The organism is Actinomadura geliboluensis (assembly GCF_005889745.1).
Taxonomy (GTDB): domain Bacteria; phylum Actinomycetota; class Actinomycetes; order Streptosporangiales; family Streptosporangiaceae; genus Spirillospora; species Spirillospora geliboluensis.
The window spans coordinates 18,997-39,347 of the sequence record NZ_VCKZ01000027.1 but is presented as its reverse complement, the minus strand read 5'-3'; the positions used below and the strand labels follow the sequence as shown (position 1 = coordinate 39,347).

General features: G+C 74.6%; 16 protein-coding genes. 9 read left to right on the top strand and 7 right to left on the bottom strand.

Annotated features, from left to right (window positions below; genetic code table 11):
• On the top strand, positions 1 to 1,298 hold a 1,298-nt coding region (boxB, locus tag ETD96_RS06620), incomplete at its 5' end, for a benzoyl-CoA 2,3-epoxidase subunit BoxB (protein WP_138635383.1).
• 60 nt (positions 1,299 to 1,358) lie between these two features.
• On the opposite strand, the gene ETD96_RS06615 is transcribed toward boxB, so the two are convergent.
• On the bottom strand, positions 1,359 to 2,501 hold the full coding sequence (locus tag ETD96_RS06615) for an acyl-CoA dehydrogenase family protein (protein WP_138635382.1): 1,143 nt from the start codon (positions 2,499 to 2,501) through the stop codon (positions 1,359 to 1,361).
• An 85-nt stretch (positions 2,502 to 2,586) separates the two neighbouring features.
• On the opposite strand from ETD96_RS06615, the gene ETD96_RS06610 reads away from it, so the two are divergent.
• On the top strand, positions 2,587 to 3,177 hold the full coding sequence (locus ETD96_RS06610; protein WP_138635381.1) for a TetR/AcrR family transcriptional regulator: 591 nt from the start codon (positions 2,587 to 2,589) through the stop codon (positions 3,175 to 3,177).
• A 9-nt stretch (positions 3,178 to 3,186) separates the two neighbouring features.
• On the opposite strand, the gene ETD96_RS06605 is transcribed toward ETD96_RS06610, so the two are convergent.
• From ETD96_RS06605 to ETD96_RS06590, 4 genes are read right to left on the bottom strand one after another with little or no spacing between them, the layout of a single operon-like run.
• A complete protein-coding gene (locus ETD96_RS06605; protein ID WP_138635380.1) occupies positions 3,187 to 3,789 on the bottom strand; it encodes a GTP-binding protein in 603 nt (200 codons plus the stop codon).
• Positions 3,770 to 4,147 carry a DUF742 domain-containing protein gene (locus tag ETD96_RS06600; RefSeq protein WP_138635379.1) on the bottom strand — a complete coding sequence of 126 codons (378 nt, stop codon included), beginning with the start codon at positions 4,145 to 4,147 and terminating at the stop codon, positions 3,770 to 3,772. The genes ETD96_RS06605 and ETD96_RS06600 overlap by 20 nt, the downstream gene beginning before the upstream one ends.
• A 6-nt stretch (positions 4,148 to 4,153) precedes the next feature.
• The gene (locus tag ETD96_RS06595; RefSeq protein WP_138635378.1) at positions 4,154 to 4,591 is read right to left on the bottom strand and encodes a roadblock/LC7 domain-containing protein; all 438 of its coding nucleotides are present in this window, start codon (positions 4,589 to 4,591) and stop codon (positions 4,154 to 4,156) included.
• The gene (locus ETD96_RS06590) at positions 4,588 to 7,089 is read right to left on the bottom strand and encodes a sensor histidine kinase (RefSeq protein WP_138635377.1); all 2,502 of its coding nucleotides are present in this window, start codon (positions 7,087 to 7,089) and stop codon (positions 4,588 to 4,590) included. Before ETD96_RS06590 ends, ETD96_RS06595 begins: the two co-directional genes overlap by 4 nt.
• A 441-nt stretch (positions 7,090 to 7,530) precedes the next feature.
• Here ETD96_RS06590 and ETD96_RS06585 point away from each other — a divergent pair, with 441 nt between their 5' ends.
• Positions 7,531 to 9,051: a M20/M25/M40 family metallo-hydrolase gene (locus tag ETD96_RS06585; RefSeq protein WP_171068892.1), complete on the top strand. Its 1,521-nt coding sequence runs from the start codon at positions 7,531 to 7,533 to the stop codon at positions 9,049 to 9,051.
• Between the two features lie 66 nt (positions 9,052 to 9,117).
• Here the strand turns inward: ETD96_RS06585 and ETD96_RS06580 are convergent, their stop codons facing one another.
• Entirely contained in the window at positions 9,118 to 9,945 is an 828-nt protein-coding gene (locus tag ETD96_RS06580) for an LLM class F420-dependent oxidoreductase (RefSeq protein ID WP_138635375.1), read from the bottom strand.
• A 61-nt stretch (positions 9,946 to 10,006) separates the two neighbouring features.
• Here ETD96_RS06580 and polA point away from each other — a divergent pair, with 61 nt between their 5' ends.
• Positions 10,007 to 12,640, top strand: a complete 2,634-nt coding sequence (gene polA, locus ETD96_RS06575; RefSeq protein WP_138635374.1) for a DNA polymerase I — start codon at positions 10,007 to 10,009, stop codon at positions 12,638 to 12,640.
• Here the strand turns inward: polA and ETD96_RS06570 are convergent.
• On the bottom strand, positions 12,637 to 13,704 hold the full coding sequence (locus ETD96_RS06570; protein ID WP_138635373.1) for a maleylacetate reductase: 1,068 nt from the start codon (positions 13,702 to 13,704) through the stop codon (positions 12,637 to 12,639). The genes polA and ETD96_RS06570 overlap by 4 nt on opposite strands.
• Before the next feature lie 72 nt (positions 13,705 to 13,776).
• On the opposite strand from ETD96_RS06570, the gene ETD96_RS06565 reads away from it, so the two are divergent.
• From ETD96_RS06565 to ETD96_RS06545, 5 genes are all read left to right on the top strand, one after another.
• The gene (locus tag ETD96_RS06565) at positions 13,777 to 14,274 is read left to right on the top strand and encodes an inorganic diphosphatase (RefSeq protein WP_138635372.1); all 498 of its coding nucleotides are present in this window, start codon (positions 13,777 to 13,779) and stop codon (positions 14,272 to 14,274) included.
• Between the two features lie 35 nt (positions 14,275 to 14,309).
• Positions 14,310 to 15,875, top strand: a complete 1,566-nt coding sequence (locus tag ETD96_RS06560) for an FAD-dependent monooxygenase (RefSeq protein WP_138635371.1) — start codon at positions 14,310 to 14,312, stop codon at positions 15,873 to 15,875.
• 86 nt (positions 15,876 to 15,961) lie between these two features.
• On the top strand, positions 15,962 to 16,777 hold the full coding sequence (locus ETD96_RS06555; protein WP_138635370.1) for an SAM-dependent methyltransferase: 816 nt from the start codon (positions 15,962 to 15,964) through the stop codon (positions 16,775 to 16,777).
• 56 nt (positions 16,778 to 16,833) lie between these two features.
• Complete coding sequence (locus ETD96_RS06550) at positions 16,834 to 17,382, top strand: carboxymuconolactone decarboxylase family protein (protein ID WP_138635369.1); 549 nt, start codon at positions 16,834 to 16,836, stop codon at positions 17,380 to 17,382.
• A 43-nt stretch (positions 17,383 to 17,425) separates the two neighbouring features.
• Positions 17,426 to 20,344 (top strand): hypothetical protein, encoded by a 2,919-nt coding sequence (locus ETD96_RS06545; protein ID WP_138635368.1) that lies wholly within the window; start codon positions 17,426 to 17,428, stop codon positions 20,342 to 20,344.
• Positions 20,345 to 20,351 lie beyond the last annotated feature (7 nt).

Below are 20,351 nucleotides of genomic sequence, written 5' to 3'. Positions count from 1 at the left end.
CGATGGGCCCGACCCTGCCCACCCAGGACGTCTACCTGCGGACCGCCGTGAACGTCGGCCGCGAAGGCTGGGCGCACTTCGGGCACGTCGCCATGAAGGACTACCGCTGGGGCATCTTCCTCGCCGAGCGGGACGGCGACCGGCGCATCGGCTTCGGCGCGCACAAGGGCGAGCCCGCCTGGCAGAAGGTCCCCGGCGAGTACCGCGCGGACCTGCAGCGCCTCATCGTCATCCAGGGCGACACCGAGCCCGCGTCCGTGGAGCAGCAGCGCAACCTCGGGGCGACCGCGCCGAGCCTGTACGACCTGCGCAACCTCTTCCAGGTGAACGTGGAGGAGGGCCGCCACCTGTGGGCGATGGTCTACCTCCTGCACGCCTACTTCGGACGCGAGGGCCGCGAGGAGGCCGAGGAGCTGCTGCACCGCAACTCCGGCAGCGAGGAGTCGCCGCGCATCCTCGGCGCCTTCAACGAGGAGACCCCCGACTGGCTGTCGTTCTTCATGTTCACCTACTTCACCGACCGGGACGGCAAGTTCCAGCTCGGCACGCTGAAGGAGTCGGGCTTCGACCCGCTGTCGCGGACCTGCGAGTTCATGCTCAAGGAGGAGGCCCACCACATGATGGTCGGCACCACGGGCATCGACCGCGTCGTGGAGCGGACCGTCCAGCTGATGAAGGAGCACGACACCGACGACGTCACGGCGCACGGCGCGATCTCGCTCGACGTCGTCCAGAAGTACCTGAACTTCCACTACTCGGTGTCGCTCGACCTGTTCGGGTCCGAGACGTCCAGCAACGTCGCCAACTACTACACGGCCGGGCTCAAGGGCCGCTGGATGGAGGGCCGCCGCAAGGACGACCACCGCCTCACCGACGACGCCGCCCTGGTGGACGCCCTGGTGGACGGCGCCGTCGGGCAGACCGAGGTCGCCGCCCTCACCGGCCTGAACACCGACCTGCGCCGCGAGTACATCTCCGACTGCCAGAGCGGCGTCAACCGGTGGAACCGCATCCTGGCCGACGCGGGCCTGCCGCAGCGCCTCTACCTGCCGAGCGTCGCGTTCAACCGCAAGGTCGGCGCGTTCGCCGGCATCGAGGCCACCCCGGACGGCGAGGTCATCCCCGCCGAGGAGTGGGAGCGGCGCAAGGGCGCCTGGCTGCCGACGGAGGTCGACAAGACCCACGTCCGGTCGCTGATGCGCCCCGTCCACGAGCGCGGCAAGATCGCCGCCTGGATCGCCCCGCCCCGCAACGGCATCAACGGCAAACCCTTCGACTACGAGTACGTCCGCCTCTAGGACGCGCCGTTCACGAACGCGACGCCGCCGCGCGCCCGTCCTGGGCCGGCCCGTCCGATGTCAGCGGGCGAGGTGGCGGGAGATGACCAGGCGCTGGATCTGGTTCGTGCCCTCGAAGATCTGCATGACCTTGGCCTCGCGCATGTAGCGCTCCACCGGGAAGTCGCGGGTGTAGCCGGCGCCGCCGAGGACCTGGACGGCGTCGGTCGTCACCTTCATCGCGTTGTCGGTGGCGACCAGCTTGGCGATGGACGCCTCGCGGCCGTAGGGGAGGCCGGCGTCCTTGAGGCGGGCGGCGGACAGGTAGGTGGCGCGGGCCGACTCGACGGCGGCGGCCATGTCGGCGAGGACGAACGCCAGGCCCTGGTGGTCGATGATGGCCTTGCCGAACGCCTCGCGCTCCTTGGCGTAGGCGACGGCGGTGTCCAGCGCGCCCTGGGACAGGCCCGTGGCGACGGCGGCGATGCCGAGGCGGCCCGCGTCGAGGCCGGCGAGGGCGATGGACAGGCCCTGGCCCTCGTGGCCGATGAGGTTCGCGGCCGGGACGCGGGCGTCCACCAGGCGGACGGTCGCCGTGGTGGAGCCCATCAGGCCCATCTTTTCCTCGGGCTCGTCGAACTCCAGGCCGGGGGTGCCGGCGGGGACGTGGAAGCAGGAGATGCCGCGGGAGCCGGTGTCGGCGGTGCGGGCCATGACCGTGTAGAAGTCGGCCTCGCCGCCGTGGGTCGTCCACGCCTTGGCGCCGTTGAGGACGTAGGAGTCGCCGTCCCGGACGGCCTTCGCGCGCATCGCGGCGGGGTCGGAGCCGGCGTGCGCCTCGGAGAGGCAGTACGCGCCGAGCTGCTCGCCCGACAGCATGCCGGGCAGCCACTCCGCGCGCTGCTCGTCGGTGCCGTAGGCGAACAGGGGGAAGCAGGAGAGGGCGTGGACGCTGACGCCGACGCCGACGCTCGCCCACACCGCGCCGATCTCCTCCAGCACCTGGAGGTAGACCTCGTACGGCTGGGCGCCGCCGCCGAACTCCTCCGGGTAGGGGAGGGTGAGCAGCCCGGCCCGGCCGAGCGTCGCGAACACCTCGCGCGGGAACGTCTCGGTCCGCTCCGCGTCGGCGGCGTTCGGGGCCAGCTCCTTGGCCGCGATCTCGCGGGTCAGCGCGATCAGGTCCGCGGACTCGGGGTTCGGCAGGTGCCGGGTGGCGGGCATGGGCGACTCCTTTCGGCCGCTCCAGAGTACCAAGACCGGTACCGGCGAACCTGTTTCGGTACTGCCCTTTGGTAGCGTCTCCCGCATGGACGAGCGGGTCACCCGGGCGGCGCGGCGGCGGGAGGCGCTGATCGGGCGGCTCATGGACGTCTTCCTCGACCGCGGGTTCGCCGAGCTGAGCGTCGCCGACCTCGCCGCGCTGCTGCGCTGCTCCAAGAGCACGCTGTACGCGGTCGCGGCGAGCCGGGAGCAGATCATCGTCGCCGTGGTGCGCGCGTTCTTCCGGCGGGCGACCGAGCGGGTGGAGGCCGCGCTCGACCCGGCCGCCGATCCGCGCGAGCGGGTCGGCGCCTACCTGCGGGCGATCTCGCGGGAGCTGGCCCCGGCGTCGCCCGCGTTCTTCGCCGACCTGGACGCGTTCGCGCCCGCGCGGGAGATCTACAAGCAGAACACCGGGTTCGCGGTCCGCCGGGTGCGGGGGCTCGTCCGGGAGGCCGACGGGCGGATGCCCGGCGCCGACGCGGACTTCGTCGGCGCCGTCGCGGGGCAGGTGATGGAGTCCATCCACCGCGGCGAGATCAAGGCGCAGACCGGCCTGGACGACTCCGCCGCCTACGCCGCGCTGGCCTCGCTGATCGTCGCCCGGATGCGGCCGTCCGGCACCGGCCCCGAGTAGCGCCGCCGGCTAGCGCCGCGCCGTCTGGAGCGCGTGCTCCACGAGGGCGACCAGCACGCCCCGCGCCACCTCCCGGCTCCGCACGTCGCACATCAGGACGGGCACGTCCGGGTCGACGTCGAGGGCGTCGCGGATCTCCTCGACGGCGTAGCGGCGGGCGCCGTCGAACTGGTTCGCGGCGACCACGAACGGGATCTCCCGCTGCTCGAAGAAGTCGATCGAGGCGAAGCTCGACGACAGCCGGCGGGTGTCGACCAGGACGATCGCGCCGACGGCGCCGTAGGCGATCTGGTCCCACATGAACCAGAACCGCTCCTGGCCGGGCGTCCCGAACAGGTACAGCCGGACGCCGCCGGAGAACGTCAGCCGGCCGAAGTCCATCGCGACGGTCGTGGTGGTCTTGCCCTCGACGCCGCCGAGGTCGTCCACCCCGATCGAGGCGTCGGTGAGGGTCTCCTCGGTGCGCAGCGGGCGGATCTCGCTCACCGCGCCGACCAGCGTCGTCTTGCCGACGCCGAAGCCCCCGGCCACCAGCACCTTCAGCGTGTGCATGGGGACGTCGTCGGCCGGCGCGTACGGCGTCGCGGACGGGTCAGAGGCGGCGAAGTTCATCGAGGACTCTCATCAGGATGCGGGGGTCGGGGCGTTCGGACGGTTCCGCCGCCTGCGGGACCTCCTCGATCAGGCCGTACTGGTGCAGGTCCTCCAGCAGGATCTGCACGACCCGGAACGGAAGGTCGGTCTCCGAGGCCAGGTCGGCCGGCGTCGACGGCCGCCGGCACAGCTCCAGCAGCCGCCGCTGCTCGCGGGACAGCCACACCCGGTCGCCCGGGGTGCGGCCGGTCGCGACCAGGATCGTCACCAGGTCGACGACGAGCCCGCGCGGGCGGGTGCGCCCGCGGGTCACCGCGTACGGCCGGACGACCGGGCCGGCGTCCCGGCCGATCCAGCGCTCTCTCGGCGTCTCCACGGTCGCTCAGCCCGACGCACCCGGCCGTACCGACGCGTCCTCGGCCTCGGCGCGCGGCGACGCCGACAGCGCCCGCCGCACCCGCTTGATCAGCATGGTGGTCTCGTAGGCGACGAGCCCGGCGTTGCCGCCCGCGTCGCTGAGCACCGCGAGGCAGCTGCCGTTCCCGGCCGGCATGACGAAGAACAGCCGGTCGTCGAGCTCTACCACCGTCTGCCGCACCTGCTTGGCCTGGAAGTGCTCGCGGGCGCCGTTGGCGAGGCTGTGGAAGCCCGACGACAGCGCCGCGAGGAACTCGGCGTCCTTGCGGGTGACGTCGCCCGAGGCGCCCATGACCAGCCCGTCGCGGGACAGCAGCACGGCCTGGCGGACCTCGCCGACCCGTTGCACCAGATCCTCCAGCAGCCAGTCGAGCTCGCCGGTGGCGTGGCCCTGCCGAGTCATGCTTCCCCCCATTCATCGCGTGGTTCGAGATCGCCCGGTTCGTCGTCGGCGATCCTGCCGCGCAGCCATCCCGACTGTAGCGAGGCCATCAGATCGCGGCTGAGCTCCGGACTCGGCTCCTCGAAGTCCTCGTCCGCCGGGGCGGCCTCCTTCGGCCGCCCGTTCAGCGGGCGTTTGCGCAGCTGAGGAGCGAGGTTGCGCTGCCGGACGCGGCGCGGGAGCCGCCCGGTGACCTCGCTGTCCTCGACCGCGGCCGGTTCCGGATCCTCGTCCAGCGGCCGGGTCCGGCCATTGGCCCGCCCGGGCGGGTCGAAGGACACCGGCGAATCGGCGGCCCCGTCGGAGGAGACCTGCGCGTCGTAGGAGACCCGCGCGTCGGCGGCGGGCGGTGCGAAGGCCGGCGGCGTCTCGAAGGAGACCGGTGTGTTGAAGGCGACCGGGGCGGGCGGGCCGTCCGGCGGCCCGGTGCGCGCCGGCGGGCTCGCCGGGCCGGGCAGCGCGCGGCGGACCGGGCGGCCGAGCCGCGGCGCGCCCGCGCCGACCGGCTGCGCCGCGGCGGTGCCCTCGCCGATCGGCTGCCACTGCTCGTCCAGGACCACCAGGGCGTGCGGGACGAGGACGATCGCGGTCGTGCCCCCGTACGCCGAGGGCTGCAGCGAGACCTTGATGTCGTGCCGGGCGGCGAGCCGCGCGACGACGAACAGGCCGAGCCGCTCGGTGTCGACCAGGTCGAACTCGACGGCGCTGGCGAGGCGCCGGTTGAGCGAGTCCAGCTCCTCCGGGGCGAGGCCGATGCCGCGGTCGACCACCTCCACCGCGAGCCCGTTGGCGACGGTCTCGACCTTGACGGTGACCTCGGTGGTCGGCGGGGAGTAGGCGGTGGCGTTCTCGATCAGCTCGGCGAGCAGGTGGATGACGTCGGCGACCACGTCCCCGCTGACCGCGGCCGACGTCGCGCCGGTCACCTCGATGCGGGTGTAGTCCTCGACCTCGGCGATCGCGGCGCGCACCACGTCCTCGGCGGCGACGGGGTGGTCCCAGGCGCGCACGGTGGGCGACCCGGACAGGATGACCAGGCCCTCGGCGTGCCGCCGCATGCGGGTGGTGAGGTGGTCGAGGCGGAACAGGTCGTCCAGCTCCTCGGGGCTGGACGCGCGCCGCTCCATCTGGTCCAGCAGCCGCAGCTGCCGGTGCAGCAGCGACTGGCTGCGCCACGACAGGTTCACGAAGACCCGGTTGATGCTGGCGCGCAGCTCCGCCTCGCCGATCGCGGTGCTGATCGCCTGCCGCTGGACGGTCTCGAACGCCTCGCTGACCAGCGCGACCTCGCGGGTCTTCCCGGAGGCGGGGCGGGGCGTCTCGGCGTCCAGGTCCACCCGCTCGCCGCGCCGCAGCCGCGCCACGACGCGGGGCAGCCGCTCGTTGGCCAGCTCCTGCGCCGACCGCTGCAGCCGCCGCAGCTCGCCGGCGTGCCGGCGGGCGAACAGCAGCGACAGCACGATGGACGCGATCACGGCGAGCAGCCCGACGCCGCCCGCGAGGTAGACCCGCAGCATGATCCGGTCGCCGGCGGGCTCGACCTCGTCGTGCTGGAGCTGCTGGCCGGCCTTGTAGGTGGTGCCGAGCCACAGCTGCCCGGCGGCCTGGACGGCGGCCTGCCACCGCTGCGGGGCCGGGGCCCGGCCCTGCCGCACGATCGCGGTCTCCAGCGCGACGAAGTCGGCGTAGGCGGGGGAGTTCACGAGGCCGCTCATGGTCTTGGCGACCGAGCCGCTGAGCCCGGCATGCCCGAGCTCGATCAGCTCGGCGCGGGCGCCCGCCCACTCGGAGAAGGCGGCCCGGCCGCCGGCCTTCAGCCGGCCGCCGCCGAGCCCCGTCAGCAGCAGGTCCTCGCGCAGCATGAAGTCGCGCGCCCAGTACATGTAGAGGACGCCGTTGGTCTGCTGGTAGACGTCGACGTCGTCGATGGTGACCAGCGTGGTGAGCAGCCGGACGGTCTTGTCGAAGGCGTCGCTGTAGGCGTTGATGGCCTCCAGCGCCGTGACGTTCCGCGCGGTGATCTGCGACCGGATGCTGGCGAGCTGGTCGAACTGGTTGCCCACGTCCCGGGTGCGCTGGATCCCGCCCTCGGCCATGTGCTCGGTGGCCTGGGGCGAGAGCCCGAGCCTGCGGAACAGGGCCACCGCGCGCTGGGTCTTGGCGACGGCGTCGTGGAACTTCCGCTCGTTCGCCGCGGACGGCGCCACCAGCGCGGCGACGGCCGCGCCGCGCTCCTCCTGCACCGCCTGCATGGCGAGGTTCGCGGGCTGGCCGACCCGGTCGTGGTTGTCGGCGTACTGGTTGCGCAGGAGCGCGTCGTTCAGCGCCGGGATCGCCGAGTACGTCCACAGGGCCACGAGCGAGACCAGCGGGATGGCGAGGAGCAGGACGATCCGCCGCCCGATCGGGCGCGTGCGCGGGCGCCCGTGGGATCTGGGCTCCTGTTCGGGACTCGACAACGGCCCACTCCTGATCGTCGGCGGCCACCTTCAAGGGTGACGAAGCATACTCACGCCGATTTGTCCGGGGCCAGTGCCCTCACCTGCTGGAACTCGCGTCCAGTGGAATGCGGTTCGGGTCGCCGGAGCGAATCGGCGGGTGGTGCGCGCCGATGCCCCCACGGCGCCGGGCTTTCCGGTGTCTTCGCAGGTCAGCGCGTTCTGATTGGCGCCATTTCGGGCTGACCTCGCGGAATGCGTTCCGGTTCTCCCGGTGATGATCGACACGAGCCGTGCAGGCGGTCGGGACGGACCGTGATGGCGCACCGAAAGTCGATCTTGTAAAACGAGGGGAGAATGAGGCCAATATTGGCCGTTTTGATGCAGAGTCGTGTCTTGTTGCGGGAATTGACGCGTGTCAGGCTTCGGGTTGCTTCGTCCCCCCACAAACGGAGACCTGGTATGCGCAGAGCCGCGCTCGCAACCCTCACCGGGCTGTCGCTCGCAGCCGCCACCCTGGCCGCGGTGCCGACCGCCGCGGCGGCCGGACCGGCCGACGCGAAACTGGCCCGGCTGGTCACGCTGAAGAACGTCCGCCACCACCAGCTGAACCTGCAGAAGATCGCGGACGCCAACGGCGGCAACCGGGCCGCCGGGCTGCCCGGCAACACGGTCACCATCAAGTACCTCGCCGACCAGCTCAAGCGGGCCGGCTACAGCCCGGTCGTGCAGAAGTTCACCTTCGATTTCTGGCAGCAGACGGCCGAGCCGGTCTTCGCCGAGACCGCCCCCGAGCAGAAGACGTTCGCGCCGGACACCGACTACGCGACCCTCCAGTACTCCGGGTCCGGCGACGTCACCGCCCCCGCCGCACCCGTCGACAGCGGGGCCACCGGGCTCGGCAGCGGCTGCGAGGCCGACGACTTCGCGGGCTTCCCGGCGGGCGCCATCGCGCTGATCCAGCGCGGCGGCTGCTTCTTCTCCGTCAAGGCCGACAACGCCATCGCGGCGGGCGCGTCCGCCGTGGTCATCTACCAGCTCCCCGACCAGCCCGGACCCGTCGGGGGCACGCTGACCAAGCCGTACGGCATCCCGGTGGTCGGCCCGACCAACGCGGTCGGCAAGGCGCTCGTGGAGCAGGCGAACAACGGCGGCGTGACGCTGCGGGTGAAGACGCAGACGCTCAACGAGAAGCGCGAGACCGCCAACGTCATCGCCGACACCGAGCGCGGCAGGCCCGGCAACATCGTGGTCGTCGGCGCCCACAACGACAGCGTCACCGACGGCCCCGGCATCAACGACGACGGCTCCGGCACCGCGACGCTGCTGGAGATGGCCAAGCAGATCAACAAGCTCGGCTCCAAGGTCCGCAACAAGGTGCGGTTCGCGTTCTGGGGCGCCGAGGAGGAGGGCCTGCTCGGCTCGCAGTACTACGTTGACACCCTCCCGCAGGCCGAGCGCGACAAGATCGCGCTGATGCTCGACTTCGACATGCTCGCCTCGCCCAACTACGTGAACTTCGTGTACGACGGCGACGACAGCGCGGGCGAGAACAACGTCGAGCCGCCCGCGGGGTCCGGCGCGATCGAGAAGGCGTTCACCGACTACTTCGCGAGCCGGGGCCTCGCCACCGACCCGACGCCGTTCAACGGGCGGTCGGACTACAACGCGTTCATCACCGCGGGCATCCCCGCCGGCGGCGTCTTCACCGGCGCCGAGGGCATCAAGACGCCCGCGCAGGCGGCGGTCTACGGCGGTACCGCCGGGGTGGCCTACGACCCCTGCTACCACGCGGCCTGCGACCGCTACGACAACGTGAACCTCAAGGGCTTCGACCAGATGATCGACGCCACGGCCGCGGTGACGCAGCTGTTCGCGCACAGCACGCTGACGGTCAACGGCAACGAGCTGGCCAGGCGCGCTCCTGCCCAGGCCGCCAAGCGCACCGTGCCGGACGAGATCGGCACCTACGCGACCCGGTGACCCGGTAGCCGAGTCTCGGTGAGGGGCGCGCCCGGCAGCGGGCGCGCCCCTCTTCCGTCCACTCCCTCAGCCGAGCGCCTCGGCGATCTCGCGCAGCGCCGGGCGCGGGTCGTCGTCGCCCAGGACCTGCACCGCCACCTGGTCGGCGCCCGCGTCCAGGTGCCCCCGCACCCGCGCGGCCAGCGCCGCCGCGCCGCCCTGCGCGACCAGCGCGTCGATGAGCGCGTCGCTGCCGCCGCCGGCCACGTCGGCGTCGCTGAAGCCGAGCCGCTTGAAGTTGCCGACGTAGTTGCGCAGCCCCAGAACCATCCTCGCGGCCTCCCGCGCCGTCGCGCGGGCGCGCGCGGCGTCGGTGTCGAGCACGACCTTCTGCTCGGGGACGAGCAGCGGCCCGGCGCCGAGCGTCTCGCGGGCCTGCTGGGTGTGCTCGGGCGTCGTGAAGTACGGGTGCGCGCCCGCCGTGCGCTCCGCCGCCAGCCGCAGCACCTTCGGCCCTAGCGCGGCCAGCACCCGCCCGCCGGCCGGGACGCCCGCGGCGTCCAGGTCGTCCAGGTAGCGGACGATCGTCTCGTACGGGCTGCGGTACTCCTGCGTCGCCTCCGGGTGGCCGATGCCGACGCCGAGGAGGAACCGGCCGCCGTGCGCCTCGTTCAGCCGGTGGTAGGACGCGGCGACCTCCGCGGCCGGCGTGGCCCACATGTTCACGATGCCGGTCGCGATCACGATCCGGTCGGTGCCGGCCAGCAGCCGCTCGGCGATCTTCAGGTCGCCGCGCGGCGACCCGCCGATCCAGATGGCGCCGTAGCCGAGGTCCTCGACGTCCTTGGCCAGCTCCGGATCCAGCATGCTCCACGGCCGCCAGATCCCGAGCCGGCCCAGTTCGATCTTGTCCATGTCGCCCCCAACACTCGCCGCGGCCGTTTCATGCCCCCTTCCCCGGTGCCAGGATGTGAACATGACCGACCGGCCGCTCCTGCTGCTCCTGGACGGCCACTCGCTGGCCTACCGGGCGTTCTACGCGCTGCCGGTGGAGAACTTCACCACCACGTCCGGGCAGCCCACCAACGTCGTGTACGGGTTCGCGAACATGCTGGCGAACGTGCTGCGGGACGAGCGCCCGACGCACGCGGCCGTCGCGTTCGACGTGGGGCGGCGGACGTTCCGCGCCGAGGCGTTCCCGGAGTACAAGGCGACCCGGACCCGGTCGCCGGAGGAGTTCGGCGCCCAGCTGCCCGTCCTGGACCGGCTGCTCGGCGCGATGAGCGTTCCGGTGCTGCGGGCGCCCGGCTACGAGGCCGACGACGTGATCGCGACGCTCACCGCGGCGGCGGTGGCCGACGGCATGGCCGTGCTGATCGTCACCGGCGACCGCGACGCGCTCCAGCTCGTCGGCGACGACGTCACCGTCCTGTACTTCTACCGGACGGCCGCCGAGATGGTCCGGTACACGCCGGAGGCGGTGCGGGAGAAGTACGGGCTGACCCCGGCGCAGTACCCCGACTTCGCGGCGCTGCGCGGCGACCCGTCCGACAACCTGCCGAGCATCCCCGGCATCGGGGAGAAGACGGCCGCGAAGTGGGTCCGCGAGTTCGGCACCCTCGACGCGCTGCTGGAGCGGGCCGGCGAGGTGAAGGGCAAGGCGGGGGAGAGGCTGCGCGGCGCGCTCGACACGGTGCGGCTGAACCGGCGGCTCACCGAGCTCGTCCGCGACGTGGACCTGCCGGTCGGGCCCGCCGACCTGCGGCGCCGCCCCTACGACCTGGCCGCGTTCACCGCGCTGCTGGACGAGCTGGAGTTCCGCAACGCCAGCCTCCGGCAGCGCCTGTTCGCCGCCGACCCGGGCGGGGGACGTCCCACGGAGGCGGCGCGTCCCGAGCCGGTGAAGGGCCGCGAGCTGGGCCCGGACGAGCTGGCCGGCTGGCTGCACGCCCATGGCACCGGCCTGATGGGGCTGGCCGCCGACTGGACGTGGGCGCGCGGCGCCGGCGACATCGCGCGGATCGCGCTGGCGTCCGGCGACGACCACGCGGCCTCGTTCGAGCCGTCCGCGCTCACCGAGGCCGACGAGCGCGCGTTCGCGGACTGGCTCGACGACCCGTCCCGTCCCAAGGCGCTGCACGACGTAAAGGCGCTGCTGCGCGTGTTCGGCGAGCGCGGCTGGCGCCTGGACGGGGTCGCCATCGACACGGCGATGGCCGCCTACCTGCTGCTCCCCGGCCTGGCCGCCTACGGGATCGCCGACCTCGCGGGCCGCCACCTCGGCCGCCGCCCGCCCGCCGAAGGGGCCGCCGGGCTGATGCTCAGCGCGCGCGCCGTCCTCGACCTGGCCGACAAGTTCGCCGCCGACCTCGCCTCCACCGGCATGGACGCGGTCCTCCGCGACGTCGAGCTGCCGCTGTCGGACCTGCTCGCCCGCGCCGAACGCGCCGGGATCCACGTTGACGCCGCCCTCTTGGACGAGCTGGAGCACCACTTCGCCGAAGGCATGGAGCGCGCCGCCGACGACGCGGCCGAGATCGCCGGGCGGCGCTTCAACCCCGGCTCGACCAAGCAGCTCCAGGAGGTGCTGTTCGGCGAGCTGGACCTGCCCCGCACCAAGAAGATCAAATCCGGCTACTCCACCGACGTGGACGCGCTGACCTGGCTCGCGACGCAGACCGGCAACGGGCTGCCGGAGGTGCTGCTGCGCCACCGCGACCAGGCGCGGCTGCGCACGACCGTCGCCGGGCTGATCCGGGAGATCGGCGCGGACGGCCGGATCCACACCACCTTCCAGCAGACCGTCGCCGCCACCGGCCGGCTCACCTCGACCGAGCCGAACCTCCAGGTCATCCCCGTCCGCACCGAGGAGGGGCGGCGCATCCGGCGCGCGTTCCTCCCCGGGCCCGGCTACGAGTCGCTGCTGACCGCCGACTACGGCCAGCTCGAACTGCGCGTCATGGCGCACCTGTCGAAGGACCCGACGCTGCTGGCCGCGTTCGCGTCCGGCGAGGACCTCCACGCCACGATGGCGGCGCAGGTCTTCCAGGTCGCCGCCGCGGACGTCACCCCCGACATGCGCCGCAAGATCAAGGCGATGTCGTACGGGCTGGCGTACGGCCTGTCGGCGTTCGGGCTGGCCAAGCAGCTCGGCATCCCGCAGGCGGAGGCGCGCCCCCTGATGGACGCCTACTTCGCGCGGCTCGGCGGCGTCCGCGACTACCTCGACCACGTCGTCGCCGAGGCCCGCGCCACCGGCTACACCCGGACCGTCCTCGGCCGTCGCCGCTACCTGCCGCACCTGACCAGCGACAACCGGCAGCGCCGCGAGACCGCCGAGCGGATGGCGCTGAACGCGCCGGTCCAGGGCTCGGCCGCCGACATCGTCAAGATCGCGATGCTGCGGGTGGACGAGGCGCTCACCGCGGCCGGGCTGCGCAGCCGGCTGCTGCTCCAGGTGCACGACGAGATCGTCCTGGAGGTGGCGCCGGGGGAGCGGGACGCGGTCGAGGCGCTCGTCCGCGACCGCATGACGACCGCCTACCCGCTCACGGTCGGGCTGGAGGTCGCCATCGGCGCCGGCGCCGACTGGAACGCGGCCGCGCACTAGGCGCTCGGCGGGCGGCCCTCCCACGCGTCACCGAGCAGGACCCGCAGGCCCTCCTCCTCCACCGGACGCGGGTTCGCGAAGCCCCCGGCGGCGGCCCGCGCGACCACATCGTCCAGGTGGGCGGGGTCGGCGCCGAGGTCCTTGAGCGAACGCGGCAGGCCCAGCGAACCGGACAGCTCCCACAGCGCGCGGGCCGGATCGCCGCCTCCGAGCGCCCGGCGCAGCGCCCGGACGGCGTCCGGCGCCGCCGGGGCGTTGTAGGCGAGGGCGTGCGGCAGCAGGACGGTGTGGGTCTCGGCGTGCGGCAGGTTCAGCGACCCGCCGAGGATGTGGCACAGCTTGTGGTGCAGGCCCATCGTCGTCGCGCTGAGGCAGGTGCCGCACAGCCACGCCCCGTACAGGGCGCGGGTGCGCGCGGGCAGGTCGCCGGGCGACCGCACGACCTCCGGCAGCGCCTCCGCAAGCACCCGGACGGCCTCCTCCGCCATCAGCGACACCACCGGCGACGCGTCAGGGGCGTACAGCGCCTCGACGGCGTGCGCCATCGCGTTCATCCCCGACGCCGCCGACACCGCCGGCGGCAGGCCCAGCGTCAGGGACGGGTCGTAGAGGACCGTCCGGGCCAGCACGCGCTCGTCGCGCCCGGTGCGTTTGACGCCGTCCTCCGTCATGCCCCACACCGGCGTCATCTCCGACCCGGCGTACGTCGTCGGGACGGCCACGATCGGCAGCCCCGTCTCCTTCGCGACCGCCTTGGCCAGGCCGACCGCCGACCCGCCGCCGAACGCGACCAGCCCGTCCGCGCCCGCCGCCGCGGCGGCCCGGCACGCCTCCGCCGCCGCGTCCGCCGGGACGTGCATCACCGCCCCGGCGTGCACGCCGGCGAGCCGGTCCCCGAGCGCCGCCGCGGCGCGCTCGGCGTCCGCGCGCCGCCCCGGCGTCGCGAGGACCAGCACCCGGGACAGCCCGAGCGCGGCAGCCTCGGCGGGCAGGCCGGCGAGCGCGCCCGCGCCGAAGACGACCCGCACGGGCAGCGGCCGGTAGGTGAATCGCAGCGCGTCCATGGCCCGACTCTACGGTCGCGGATTGTCCCGCCGGCGCCCCGATGGGGTAGGGATGTGACGGGGGAGGTACGCATGGAGATCGAAATGGTCGTCGAGATCCCCGGGGGATCGCGCAACAAGTACGAGATGGACCACCGGCTGGGCCGCATCCGCCTCGACCGGATGCTGTTCACCGCGACCCGGTACCCGCACGACTACGGCTACATCCCGGACACCTGCGCGGAGGACGGCGACCCGCTGGACGCGATGGTGCTGCTGGAGGAGCCCACGTTCCCCGGCTGCCAGATCACCGTCCGCAGCGTCGGCGTGTTCTGGATGCACGACGAGAAGGGGCCCGACGCCAAGGTCCTCACCGTCCCATCGCGGGACGTCCGCTACGAGGCCATCCGCGACCTGCGCGACGTGCACGAGCACATCCTCGATGAGATCGCGCACTTCTTCGACATCTACAAGAGCCTGGAGCCGGGCAAGAGCGCCGACGTGCGCGGCTGGCAGGACCGGCAGGTCGCCGACCGGACGATCGTCGAGGCCGCCGAGCGCGCGCGGTCGACCGGAAGCCCGACGGCCTGACCGGGCCTTTACGGCGGGGGAGGGGGCGGCGCACCATGGCGGGCGTGGGCTCCACCGCGGAACCGGTCGTGGTCGCCGGCGCCGGGCCGGTCGGCCTGGTCGCGGCGCTGCTGCTGGCCCGGCACGGGGTGCCGAGCGTGGTGCTGGAGGCCGCCGCGCACCGCGACCCGGCCGGGTCGCGGGCCATCTGCTTCCAGCGGGACGTCCTGGACGTCCTCGACCGGGCCGGCTGCGCCGAGCGGATGATCGCCCGCGGCGTGACCTGGACGACCGGCCGCACCTACCACCGCGGCGACGAGCTGTTCGCCGTCGCCTTCCCCGGCGCCGGGAGCGGCGAGGTCCCGCCGTGGATCAACATCTCGCAGGCCGAGGTGGAGGCGTACCTGCGCGACCTCGCCGCCGCGGAGCCGCTGGTCGAGGTCCGGTACGGGCACCGGGTCCGCGCGGTGCGCCAGGACGGGGGCGGCGTCGAGGCCGACGCCGAGACCGGCGCGGGCGCCGCCACCGTGCGCGGCACGCACCTGGTCGGCGCGGACGGCGGGCACGGCGCGGTCCGGGAGCTGCTCGGCATCGGCTTCCCCGGCCGCACCTTCGCCGACAAGTTCCTCATCTGCGACATCCGGGCCGAGCTGCCGTTCCCGAACGAGCGGCGGTTCTTCTTCGACCCCGAGTGGAACCCGGGGCGGCAGGTCCTCGTCCACCAGTGCCCGGACGGGACGTGGCGCATCGACTGGCAGGTGCCCGCCGACCACGACCTGGCCGCCGAGCGAGCGTCGGGGGCGCTCGACGCCCGGATCCGGAAGATCACCGGGGACGTGCCCTACGAGATCGTGTGGGCCACCGTGTACCGGTTCCACGAGCGGTGCGCCGAGGCGTTCGGGTCCGGCCGCGCGTTCCTGGCGGGCGACGCCGCCCACCTGTACGCGCCGTTCGGGGCCCGCGGGCTGAACTCCGGCGTCCAGGACGCGGAGAACCTCGCCTGGAAGCTCGCGTTCGTCCGGCACGGCTGGGCGCCGCCGGAGCTGCTGCGCAGCTACGACCTCGAACGCCGCGCCGCCGCGCTGGAGAACCTGCGCGTCACCACGCGGACGATGGAGTTCCTCGTCCCGCAGACGCCGGCGCAGCGGGCGCACCGCCTGGAGTCGCTGGAGCGGGCCCGGAGCCATCCGGACCCGCGCGCGATCATCGACTCCGGCCGGCTCGCCGAGCCGTACTGGTACCTGGACTCGCCGCTCACCACCCCGTCCGGCCCGGTGGACGGCTTCCCGCGCGAGCCCGGCGCGGTCCGCCCGCCGGTGCCGGGGGTGCTCTGCCCGGACGGCCCGTGCACCGTCGGCGGCGAGCGCACCCGCCTGCGCCGCCTCTTCGGCACGCGGTTCGTGATCCTGGGCCCTGCCGTTGTGGAGCCGCCCGGCGGCATCCCCTGCGACAGCTACGCACTGGACGACATCGACACCGAAGGGGTGCTCCGGGCGGCCCTGGGGGCGGGCCCGGACACGGTCCACGTCGTCCGCCCGGACGGGCACCTCGCCGCGGTCCTGCCGGACGGCGACCCCGGCGCCGTGGCCGCCGCCGTGCGCCGCGCCTGCGGACGGCAGTGACCGACGTCACCCGTCGCCACCGCCGCCGCCGTGTACCGTCGGTCCTCCCGGGGCGGACGCGTCCCGGCGACCGGAGGTGAGAGCGCATGGGCGCCGCTGGCAGGGAGGGCGCGGACGACGGGATCCGCGCGGACCGTCCGGTGTCGGCGCGGGTCTGGGACTACTGGCTCGGCGGCAAGGACCACTACGAGGTGGACCGGATGGCCGGCGAGATGGTCGCCCGGCAGGTCCCCGGCATCGTCGCCGCCGCCCGCACCGACCGGCTGTTCCTCGGCCGCTGCGTCCGCCACCTGGCGGGCGGGGAGGGCGTCCGGCAGTTCCTCGACATCGGCACCGGGCTCCCGACCGCCGACAACACGCACGAGATCGCGCAGCGCGTCGCGCCGGAGTCGCGCATCGTCTACGTCGACAACGACCCGCTCGTGCTCGCCCACGCGCGGGCCCTGCTCACCAGCTCGCCGGAGGGCGCGACCGACTACATCGACGCCGACGTCCGCGACCCCGGCCGCATCCTCGCGCAGGCCGCCGCGACGCTCGACTTCGACCGGCCGGTCGGGCTGATGATGCTCGCCCTGCTGCACCTCATCACCGACGACGAGGAGGCCCGCGCCATCCTGGACCGGCTCGTCGGCGCGCTCGCCCCGGGCAGCTTCGTGGCGCTGTCGCACGCCTGCCTGGACGTGGACGTCACGCACACCGCCGTCAAGGCGTGGAACGAGAGCGGCACCCCGCACCCGCTCAGGGCCCGGACCGCCGCGGAGATCGAGGCGCTGTTCGACGGCCTGGAGCTGGTGGAGCCGGGCGTCGTGTCGTGCTCCCGGTGGCGCCCCGAGCCCAATCCGTGGGGCGAGCCGCAGGAGACCATGACCTTTTGTGGAGTGGCGAGAAAACTGGCCGCCTGACGAACTTCGTACGAAGATCAGGGGAATTGTCCGACACCATTTCCCGGAGGCAGTCCTTGGCGCATATCGAACTGGACGAGAACGTCCCGGGGCTGCCGTCCCTGCTCCGGTTCCGGCCGGAGACCGCGGGACCGCTGACCGCGCTCGCGGAGGCCCTGCTGCGCGGCCCGAGCCCGCTCCCGCCCGGCGAGCGGGAGCTGATCGCCGCCTACGTGTCCGAGCTGAACGGCTGCCGGTTCTGCGCGTCGTCGCACGGCGCGTGCGCCGCGGTACAGCTGCCCGGCGGGATGACGCTCGTCCAGCAGGTCCACGCCGACCCCGAGGCGGCGCCGGTCTCCGCCAAGCTGCGCGCCCTGCTCGGCATCGCCGCCGCCGTCCAGCGCGGCGGCAACGAGGTCGGCGCGGAGCATGTCGCGGCCGCGCGGGACGCCGGCGCCACCGACGTCGAGATCCACGACACCGTGCTCATCGCCGCCGCGTTCTGCATGTACAACCGGTACGTGGACGGCCTCGGCACCAGCGCCCCGGAGGACCCGGCCGCCTACGTGCGGATGGCCGAGCGGCTCGTCGCCGACGGCTACGGGATCGCCGCGGGCCCGCGCTGAAACCCGGTCGACCGGGGCGCCCCCGGCCGGGATCATGGGTCGGGTGAAGATCCGGCTCACCGGCGGTGTGGTGGCGTCGGGCCGGCATGCCTGGGTCGCCGGGCCCTCCGGCCCGGTGCGGCTGCTGGCGCAGGCGGACGCGCCGCCGGGCGCCGCCGTCGCGCTCGGCCCCGAGGACGCGCCGGACGCGGCCGCCGCCGGCGCCGTCCGCGAGCTGGCCCGCCTCGTCGCGGACGGCGGCATCGCCGCGGCGGGCGCGGGCGTCGACCTCGGCGCCGGGTTCCGCTCCGCGCGGCTGGACGGCGCGCACGGCGACCAGCGCGACGCCGTCATCGCGGCGCTGCGCGCCGTCGGCATGGGCGAGGCGCACCGCCTGGGGCCGCGCGCCGGGCTGCTGGTGGCGATGTTCGGCCCGGCGGTGACGAAGCCGGTCGGCGCCGCCGCCGCGCGGGCCGTGGAGGAGGGGCGCTGGGCGGCGCTGCACCTGGCGTCGGCGGCCAGCGACGTCCTCGGCCCCGAGCAGCTCGAACGGGTCCTCGCCCTGGAGGCGCCCGAGGAGGCCGGGCTCACCCCCGACGGCCCGCCCTCGGCGCTCGCGCGGTACTTCCGGCAGGTGTTCGCGGACGTGCCGGGCCCGCGCAGGCTCCCCCTCGTCCTGGACCTGTGGGAGCGGGTGCTGGAGCACCGGGGCGCGCGCGGCGTCCGCGAGCGGAGGCTGGCGACGCAGGCCCGCCGCGACCGCCTGGCCGACCTGCGCGAGCGCCGCCGCCACCACGAGGACCAGCGGGTGCTGTTCTGGCTGCGGGTCGCGCACGACGACCTCGCCTTCGAACCGTCCCTCGCCGACGCGGCGCGGTGGGTGCCGACCGAGCCGTACTGGCGCGACCGCCTCGACCGGCTGCTCCAGGACGCGCTCGGCGCCACCGCCCTGCTGCGGACCGCGGTCGCCGTCGCCGACCACGGTCTGGGCGCCGGGCTCGACCGCTCGCTGCCGCTGCTGCGCGCCGCCGCCGGCCGGGTCGACGACGCGGTCGCGGCGCATTCGGCGCGGCGGGTCCCGGGCCTCACCGGCCTGCCGGCGCGCCCCGCCGCCCACGTGCGCGACCTCGCGCGCAGGGTCGGCAAGGACGGGCCCCGGGACGCGAAGTTCAGCGCCTACGTCCGGCCCCGGCTGTCCCACGCCCGCGACTACGCGCTCCTGGTCGTCGAGGACGCGCGGGCGCTGCTGGACGACGTGTGCGGCATCGACCCCGACGCGCCACTGGTTCCGGAGGGTGTGGTGCGCGTATGGGCGGGCTCCGGGCTGGCGCGCTGGCGCCAGGACGCCGGGTACGGCGCGGCCCGCCCACCCGCCGAATGGTCCGGCATCCAGCCCTGGACGGCCCCGCTGCTGAACTTCACGGCCCCGCTGCTGCACGGCGCCGCCCCGCTGCGCGAGCGGCTCGGCTCCGCCGCGGACCCCGCCGGCGGCGCCGCCGCCGACCCGGCCGCCGTGGAGAGGGTCGGCGACCTGCTCTGGTACGCCGACCTGATCGACGCGCTCGCCCAGCTGCACGGGCACGAGCGGGCGCGGCCCACCCCGGGCACCGGCGCGCCCTGGTACGACCACGATCCGCCGCCCCCGGAGGACGACCCGCTGCGGCCCGGCCTGGACTCGGTGGCCCTCGCCGTCTCCGGCGCCGCGCAGCTGGTCGCGCTCGGCGGCGTCCCGCCCCGGGCGCCGCGCGGCTGGACGGAGTTCACCGAGGGCCTCATGTCGGCCACCGCGATCGCCACGGCCCTCACCGGCGACTTCGCCGTCCCGCCGCCGCTCGCCGCGCTGGACGGGAGCACCGTCCCCGGCGCGGGCGTGCGCGTCAGGGTGGCGCGCAGCGCCCGCGACCTCGCCGAGTGGGCGGCCTACATGGGCAACTGCATCGCCGAATACGCCGATGAGGCCAGGACGGGCCGCAGCGTGCTGCTCGGCCTCTACGGCGGGGACGGCCTGCTCGCCGCCAACGCCGAACTGGCGGCGCTGAAGCCCGCGCCGCGCGGCTGGCGGGTCGTCGAGATCAGGGCGCGGTTCAACGACGACCCTCCCGCGGAGCTGGAGCGGGCGTTCGAGGAGTGGGTCGCCGCGATCCCCGGCACCGTCCGCGCCGAGCCCGACCCGGCACCGGAGGAGCCGCCGCCGGTCCGTGCCGCGCGCCGCCGCGCCGCGCCCCGCCTGGTCGAGGAGGCCGGCCCGGCGCTCGCTCCGCTCGCCCGGCGGGCGTTCCGCGCCGTCCCGCCCGGGGCGTCCGCCGCGCTCGCCGCCGTGGCCGGGACCGCGCCGGAGGCCGCGCCCGCCCGGCTGCGCCGCCTCGGTGCAGCCCAGCTGGCCGGGGCGGTCCGCCGCGCGCTCGACGGCGGCGCCACCGACCTCGTCGCGCTCTGGACGGCCACCGGGCACCGCCCGCTGGCGTCCGCGCTCGACGCCCTGGACCCCGCCCTGCGCGACCGCTTCGACCGGCTCGAGCTGCTCCTGGGGGAGCCACCGCTGCCGAAGGCGCTGCGCGGGCTCGTCAAGGACCCGGACATCGCCGCCGCGCACGCCCTCGACCTGGCGGCGCGCCGGGTCCGCCGCGCCATCGGGCGGCTCGCCGCGGACGACGACCCGGTGATCGCCGCCGCCCTCGCGCGGCCGTCGGCCGAGCCGCTGCTCTGCGCGCTCGCCGTCGCGGCCACGTGCGCCGCGCCCGGAGCGGCCCTCGCCCCGGTGACGCGGCCGCGCGGCGTCACCGTCCCCGGCTACCCCGCCACCGCGCTCGGCGACGAGGACGGCCCCTGGCGCCGCGCCCTGCCGGCCGCCCGCGAACTCGGCGCCGACACCTCGGTGTTCTGGGACGAGGTCGCCGAGCACGGGCTGCGCGTCCCCGCGTCCTGGCTCGCCCACGGCGGCTGGCCGGCGCTGTGGTCGCGCGCCCACGCCCGCCGCAGGTAGACCGGGG